Here is an 8,450-nt window from a genome sequence, read left to right as displayed (position 1 = left end):
CTTTTTCCAAAAATTGGAACAACACACAAAAGCTAAACTTTTGAATCAATATATGGAATATGATGGAAACCCTTACTTAATGGAATTGAATAAGGATGATGATGTAGAAGAAGTAAAAGCCTTTATTCAACAAGCTATAAAGCTACTCCCTCAAAAACCAAATCTGCCCAATGGACATCTCGCTAAACCGTTTAAAATTGACGAAGATAGCTACCTACATATCTTAGATACAGGTCTATACCTTGTTAAAGCGAAAAGGGAAAATGATGGAGAAATAAAAGAAACTAAAACTTTTATTTCTAATGCAGCCATTATTTTAGGCGAAGCACGAAGTCCAAGTAATGATAATTGGCAACGTGTAATTCAATTCCATGATAAAGATAACATCTTGCACCAACTATTAATCCCCTATGAACATTTAATGGGAGAAGCTCAGGAAGCATTAAAAATTATCGCCAATCATGGTCTGATGCCACCACGCCCATCGCATAAGAAGAATGTATTCATTAATTATATTCAAGATTATCCCGTCGAAGAGCGGTTCCGCTGCGTAAGTCATGCTGGATGGCATGGTCACAGCTTTGCACTACCGAATAAAACATATAGCAATTTGGACAATGAAAAGTTGTTGTTTCATAGCAGTATGAGAAGCCCCTACACAGTATCTGGTAGCTTTGAAAAGTGGCAGGAACTTAGTCAATTAATTGAAAGTCATGCACTTGGTGTACTCGCTTTTTCATGTGCATTTTCAGGACAGTTGGTAGGTGCTCTTAATATAGAAAGTGGCGGTTTTCATATCTACGGTTCATCTACAGATGGAAAAAGTACAATCACTAAAGCTGCATGTAGTGTATGGGGTAATCCTAGAGATATTTCAAAATCATGGAGGACTACAGATAATGCCTTAGAAAATGAGGCAGAGCTTAGAAATGATAATTTCTTAAACCTCGATGAATTACGACAAGCAGCACCTAAAACAGTATCAGATATTATTTATATGCTGACTGGAGGACAAGGTAAAGCCAGAAGTAGTAAAACTGGTAATAACAGACAAACCAAACAATTTAATTTAATGTATACATCTACAGGTGAAGTCACATTAGAAGAACATCTACGCCGTGGAAACATTGAATTAGATGCAGGCTTAGTACTTCGATTCGCACATCTTTCTAGCGATGCTGGTAAAGGATTTGGGGTATTTGATGCTATTAATTATGGTAATGAACCACAAGACATTGCTAACTTAATTAATGAACTAGCATCCAATAATTATGGTCATGCTGGTATCAAATGGCTTGAATACCTGACACGTGATAAGGATACGGCGATAGGACATGCTACAGAACTATTTGATAAGTTCATTCAGCTAAATTCAAAACCTATGAATGGGCAAGCTCAGCGAGTTTTACGTCGTTTTGCATTAGTAGCCACGGCTGGAGAACTAGCAACAAAGATAGGTATAACTGGCTGGAAATCAGGACGAGTATTTGAAGCGATAACTCAATGTTTTAATACGTGGTTAAGCAATTTAGGTGATGGCAAAAGTCTTGAGGAAACCAAAATTCTTGAAGCTATTAAGGCTTTTTTTGAATCACATGGAACTAGCCGTTTTGAGGATCTAACATTAGTTAGGCACAGTAACGGTGATGTCATACGCCAAAAAATTCACAACCGTGTTGGGTACTATGATGCTGAAGAAAAAACGTATCTCATTTCTCCAACGATGTTTAAAAAAGAAATATGTTTAGGAATGAACGAAGCTTATGTCAAAAAAGTATTAATTAAAAATGGTTGGATCAAAGAGTTTATCGAAGGTGAAAAAAGACTCTATGTGAAGAAATCTGCCCTACCCGATGGTACGCGCCCGCGTATGATGCACTTTAGTGTAAAGGCTATGTACAACCAAGATAATGAAAGCTGACCCTATAAATGACAAGGTGGACATTGTGGAAAAAGTGGAAATCAAATATATCTATTTGTTTTTAATATTTTTTTAATGTCCACATAGTCAAAATCTCTAGATTCCACTAGGTGGACATAACTTATAGCAGATGATTCGCGTCCACCTTAAATACTCAAGTATCCACTTTACATATATAAAAAAATATTAAGGTGGAATTAAATTATCATTTTAATTCATAAACTTAATGAAAAATATCCACCTTTTCCACCAAAACCACATCATAAAACTCATATAGGATAGTTGGCAGGATGCCTCACCTACCGTAAGGATCTAGTTCATTTAAGCATCATAAAAATTTCAGACATTTCCAGTTATCTGTTTTCAAATACCTACATCGTTAAAATTTTTACTTATCGTTAGTACATCAGCATTTAAAGTGAACCAAACTATGTATAACTCACTTTTAAAGTGAAAACCCTTACAGATTAAGGCTTTCAAGCAATTTATAAAAAATCCTAAAAAATGGAATCCCGTAATAGAGAAGAATTGTTTTATAAGTAATTTTGTAACAAAAAAACATGCAATTCTTTATTATCAGCATTATTTTTTGGAATCCCGCAATTAAGAGTTCCAAACTCAAGATTCACGCAGTTATATGACTCAAAATTTTATAAAGTGAAATAGAAGTAACTTTCAAAGTGAATTTCTTGTTTGCAAAGCATCAGTCTTTTTTTTCACTTCAACCACGTAGCCAAAAAGCGCTTCCAGTTAATAACGCACAAACAATTAATCACTACAATCCTTCCTTAGAAACTTTCATTTTTATCATCACATCTGTTCCTATTCCAATTCATCGTTAATCTGTCATAAAAACAAGTTGGTAAAAAGTACAGAAATTTTATTCTTATGATTTTCATTAGATTAAGTACAAATCATAGTTTTTATTAGGAGGTTTCAGTAGAATCATCGACATTCAACTAAAAGTATTATCTACGGATTCCAGAATATGTCTGCCTTCTTCGATCTAATTAATCACTACAGAGCTATAGCTCAAACACAACGAGAGAAAGGCACTTACTTTGAAGAGCTCTGTATTAAGTATTTTGAAAATGAGCCGTTTTATCAGGATGAATTTGTCCGTGTTCAAATGTTTAATGAATGGGCACGTGAGACAGGTGCAGACATTGGTGACGACGGTATAGATTTAGTTGCTACAGATAAAGACAATAATTATTGTGCTATTCAATGCAAACTTTTTGCGGAAGATGCAAAAGTACCTAAAGGTGAAATTGATAGCTTTCTATCGGCTTCCTCTAAAAAATACTTCACCCGCCGTATTATTGTCAGTACAACAAAAGAATGGTCTTCTACTGCTTTGAAGGTTTTAGAAAACCAAGACCCACCTGTCACAAAAATTGATCTTGAGATATTAGCAAACAGCTCAATTGATTGGTCACGCTTTGCAGAAAAGAAAGAAGTCGTTTTAAAGCCAAAAAAAGAGCTGCGTGACCATCAAAAGGCAGCTTTAGTTAATGTGAAAACTGGCTTGTACGATCAGAAGCTAGAGCGTGGTAAGCTCATTATGGCGTGTGGGACTGGTAAAACCTTTACAAGCCTAAAAATTGCAGAAGAATGTGCGGGCAAAGGCAAGCGTGTATTGTTCCTTGTGCCGAGTTTATCCTTGCTTTCCCAAACGCTGACAGAGTGGACACAAGAATCGACAACGCCATTGCATAGCTATGCGGTATGTTCAGACACCGAGGTCGGCAAGAAGAAAAATGCCGCCGTGATTGATGCGGTAACTACCCTTGAACATGAACTGCAATATCCTGCGACGACGGATGCGAAAAAACTTGCGGAGAACGTAGAAAAGCATCATGACGATGAACACATGACGGTCGTGTTCTCGACTTATCACTCAATTAATACCGTCAGCGATGCGCAAAATGAGCATCAGATGCATGAGTTTGACCTCATCATCTGTGATGAAGCACACCGCACGACTGGCGCAACGCATGATAGCGAAGATGATTCGAACTTCGTAAAAATCCACGACGGCGGGTTCATTCTTGGCAAGAAACGCCTCTACATGACCGCAACGCCTCGTATCTTCTCTGACGATGTGAAGGATAAGGCAACTGACTTTACCTTGTACTCAATGGACAATGAGAAGCTCTTTGGTGAAACGCTTTACACTATTAACTTCTCGGAAGCAGTTAAGCGTGGTCTATTAGTCGATTACAAGGTGATTGTCCTTACGGTCGATTCAGACACAATCATTAAAAAGATTGGCAGCACCATCACCGAGAACAGTGAAATCGTGGTGGATGATGCCGCACGTATCGTCGGTTGTTGGAAAGCTTTATCGAAGCAAGGTATTCACTCTGACGTTGAAGAAGACACAGCACCAATGCAACGTGCTTTGGCATTCTGTCAGGTGATTGAGCAATCGGAGAAGGCTCGTAAACACCAAGTCAGCTCAACACGTATTGCAAACATCTTCCAAACCGTCGTAGAAGCCTATCAAGACGCTGAAGCCAAAGAAGGTAACGAAATCTCACACCGTTTGATTTGCGAAGCACAGCACGTCGATGGCGCAATGGGTGCGGATAAGAAAGAACAGAAGCTCAATTGGCTGAAAGCAACACCTGAGCCTCAGTTTGATGAAAACGGCGTAGAACGTCCAATTTGTCGTGTTTTAAGCAACGTTCGCTGTTTGTCCGAGGGCGTGGACGTACCTGCCTTAGATTCGGTATTGTTCCTTACACCACGTAATTCTCAAGTGGATGTCGTGCAATCAGTTGGTCGTGTGATGCGACTAGCACCGAACAAGAAGCGTGGTTATGTGATTCTTCCTGTCGTGATTCCACCAGGTGTTGACCCAAACAAAGCATTAGACGACAACCAAACTTATAAAGTGGTTTGGCAAGTGTTGAATGCGCTTCGTTCGCACGATGACCGTTTCGATGCCATGATCAATAGGATGGATTTAACAGGCATTGATCGCTCGAAGATGGAAGTGATTGCCATCACTGACAAAGTAGCGGCAAAAGCGAAGAAAAAAGCAGCGGGTAAAGGCGGTACAACGATTGGTACAGCCAAGAAAAAGACCAAGAAAGAAGAGCTTGAGGACGCACAACAGTCCTTTAGTTTTGAGTCGGGTGAGATTGAGCGTGCCATTGTTGCGAAAGTGGTTCAGAAGGTTGGAAACCGCCACCATTGGGAAGATTGGGCAAATGACATTGCCAAGATTGCACAAACGCACATCAAGCTGATTACAGACATTCTTGCACGTCCTGAATGCAACAAAGAACGTGCGGTCTTTGAGGAGTTTGCACACGAGATTCGTGACGACTTAAACAATGCAGTATCGGATGCTGAAATCATTGAGATGTTGGCACAGCACTTGATTACCAAACCTGTCTTTGATGCCTTGTTTGATGAGTATAGCTTTGCCGCTAAAAACCCAATGGCAATCGCTATGCAGAAGGTTTTAGATGTACTTGACCAACACCACTTAGAAAGTGAAACAGAGGCTCTACAGCGCTTCTACGACAGCGTGAAGCTACGTGCATCAGGCATTGATAGCGCGGAAGGTAAACAGAAGATCATTGTTGAGCTTTACGATAAGTTCTTCCGTAATGCTTTCCCTCGTATGACTGAACGCCTTGGTATTGTCTATACGCCTGTCGAGGTGGTGGACTTCATCTTGAACAGTGTGAATGATGTATTAAAGCAAGAGTTTGGCAAGAGCTTCGCCGATGAAGGTGTGCATGTTCTTGATCCATTCACGGGTACGGGAACATTCATTTCTCGCTTATTGCAAAGCGGTCTAATTCCACCGAAGAAGTTGACCTATAAATACAAGAATGAAATCCATGCCAACGAGCTTGTATTGCTCGCTTACTACATTGCAGCAATCAATATTGAAGCGGTCTACCACAGCGAAATCATTGACGAGTACACGCCATTTGAAGGGATTTGTTTAACTGATACTTTTCAAATGTACGAGAAGGAAGACTTGGTTGATCAAGTGCTTGTGGACAATAGCGCGCGCCGTAAACGTCAAAAGTCACTCGATATTCAAGTCATCATTGGTAATCCACCATATTCAGCAGGTCAAAAATCTGAAAATGATGATAATAAGAATGTTGCATATCCGTATTTGGATAGTCAGATAGCAAATACCTACGCAAAGCACTCAAGTGCTACTCTTCAGAAGAACTTATATGATTCTTATATTCGTGCAATGCGTTGGGCTAGCGATCGAATTTCTAAACAAGGAGTAATTGGATTTGTAAGTAATGCAAGTTTTATTGATGCAAACTCTATGGATGGTTTGAGAAAGTGTCTAGCTGATGAGTTTAGTAGTTTATATATTTTTCATTTACGAGGTAATCAACGAACTTCAGGCGAAAGATCACGCCAAGAGGGTGGCAAAATCTTCGGAAGTGGAAGTCGTGCGCCAATTGCAATTTCAATCTTAGTGAAGAATCCAAAAGCTGAGCAGAATGGAAAAATCTATTTCCACGATATTGGTGATTATTTAAGTCGCGAAGACAAGTTAGACAAAATTTCTAACTTCAAAAGTTTGCAGGGTATTACTGCCATTAACGGATGGACAGCAATTACTCCTGATGAACATGGAGACTGGCTAAACCAAAGAGACAATTCTTTTGAAAACTTCATTGTATTAGGAAATAAGAAAACACCAACGCAAGGAAAGGAACTCTTTATTACTTATTCACAGGCAATCTTAACTAGTCGAGATGCTTGGTGTTATAACTTTTCGACAAATAAATTGGCTAATAACGTCAATACATTAGTCAAAAACTACAATCATGAAATTATCTTAAAAGATACTATTGACCATGAAGTTAATAATGATCCTAAATGCATTAGTTGGAGCGGAAATTTAAGAAACCTTTTAGCTAAAGGTGAAGAACTAACATTCGATTCATCGAAACTGAATAAATTTTTATATCGCCCTTTTATCAAGACGAATGGTTATTACGATAAAAATTTAAACGAACGTCGATATCAAATGCCACAAATTTTCCCAAATAGCACATGCCAAAATTTGGTCATTTGTATAACAGGTCGTGGAGCAACTAAAGAATTTTCAAGTTTATTATCTTCTGTCTTACCTGATTACGAAATGATTTCAAAAGGTCAATCTTTCCCTCTTTATATTTACGAAGAAGTAATTCAAGAGAAAAGTGTTGGTTCAGGTGACTTATTTGATGACTCACTCGATTTAACTGTAAGCGAAACCAAGTATGAACGTAAAGATGGTATTAGTGACGAAGGCTTACAGCACTTCCAAGCTGCATATCCGAGCGAGCAAATTACTAAAGAAGATATCTTCTACTACACCTACGGTTTGCTCCATAGCGAAGAATACCGTGAGCGCTATGCGGACAACCTCACCAAGGAGCTACCACGTATTCCTTGCGTGAAAAAAGCAGAAGTTTTTTGGGCGTTCTCTAAAGCAGGTCGTGAGCTTTCACATTGGCATTTAAACTACGAAACCATTGAGCCATACAAAGCAACATTGGATACAGGTAGCGCGGCGTACAATCAATTGACCGCTGAAGACTTCTATGTTGAAAAAATGAAGTTTGCTAAGAAGGGTGAAAAAGGTACGGTCGTTTTCAACAAGCGCGTCACGATTAAGGACATCCCCGTAGAGGCTTATGATTACGTCGTGAATGGTAAGCCTGCACTTGAATGGGTAATGGAGCGTCAGGGCGTTTCTACGCACAAAGACAGCGGTATCGTTAACGATGCAAACGATTGGGCAATTGAAACAATGAACAACCCAGCTTACCCGCTTGAATTGTTCTTGCGTGTCATTACGGTCAGCCTTGAAACGATGAAGATTGTTAAGTCATTGCCAAAGTTAGATATTTAAATAGTAAGATGTGAGCACTAGCATTCAGCTAGTGCTTTTTTACGTGTTAAGAAAAGTAAGAATATTATGAATTTGTATGAGATTTTGCATATCTCTCAAGATGCACCTGTAGAAATAATCAAAATGGCTTATAAGGGGTTGGCGCAAAAATATCATCCTGACCGTTATAAGGGTGATGATGCAAATGAGATCATGGTCAAAATACGTGAAGCATATGAAACTTTGGTCGATCCTGAGAAACGTAAAAATTATGATCAATTTCTAGCAGAGCAAGCTCGACGTAAACATCAACAAGAGGAGTATGTTAGGAAGCAACATCAGGAAGAGTTTATACGTTCTCAAAGAGAGAACTTTAAACGTGAGGCTAATTCTTCGACTCAAAGTCAAACTAAAGGGGCGGCTTCGAGCGAAGCCACAAAAGACTTTAATATTAATCTTTCAATCAAAGTTCCCAAAAATTTTTCTATCTTCGGACCATTTATAAAGCTTTTTGAATGGTTAAAGTCAAAGAAGAGAGTTTTTATTAAGATTATAGCCGCATGTTTTACCCTATATTTATTAGCACTTGTCGGCTTCGTTGCAAGTAATTACGCCGAGAGCCTTAATTCAAATGGAAACGAAGAGCAGACAGCT

At 38.9% G+C, this 8,450-nt stretch carries 3 protein-coding genes; all 3 read left to right on the top strand.

Features of this window, described 5'->3' with window-relative positions; all coding sequences use genetic code 11:
- Positions 1-1,921 (top strand): DUF927 domain-containing protein (locus tag ACN6OV_RS12375; protein ID WP_427953370.1); only part of this gene is annotated, 1,921 nt, incomplete at its 5' end.
- 988 nt (positions 1,922-2,909) lie between these two features.
- On the top strand, positions 2,910-7,817 hold the full coding sequence (locus ACN6OV_RS12370; protein WP_427953368.1) for a DEAD/DEAH box helicase: 4,908 nt from the start codon (positions 2,910-2,912) through the stop codon (positions 7,815-7,817).
- 66 nt (positions 7,818-7,883) lie between these two features.
- Positions 7,884-8,450: DnaJ domain-containing protein (locus ACN6OV_RS12365; RefSeq protein WP_427953366.1), on the top strand; the 567-nt coding region annotated here is incomplete at its 3' end.

Source organism: Acinetobacter sp. (assembly GCF_050285345.1).
GTDB lineage: Bacteria > Pseudomonadota > Gammaproteobacteria > Pseudomonadales > Moraxellaceae > Acinetobacter.
Note: the sequence above shows the minus strand (reverse complement) of the source record. Positions and strands in the feature narration are given on the sequence as shown.

Bases quoted from the DNA above. Each gene is read 5' to 3' on its own strand.
- ACN6OV_RS12370 (WP_427953368.1), top strand. From the start codon at position 2,910: ATGTCTGCCTTCTTCGATCTAATTAATCACTACAGAGCTATAGCTCAA.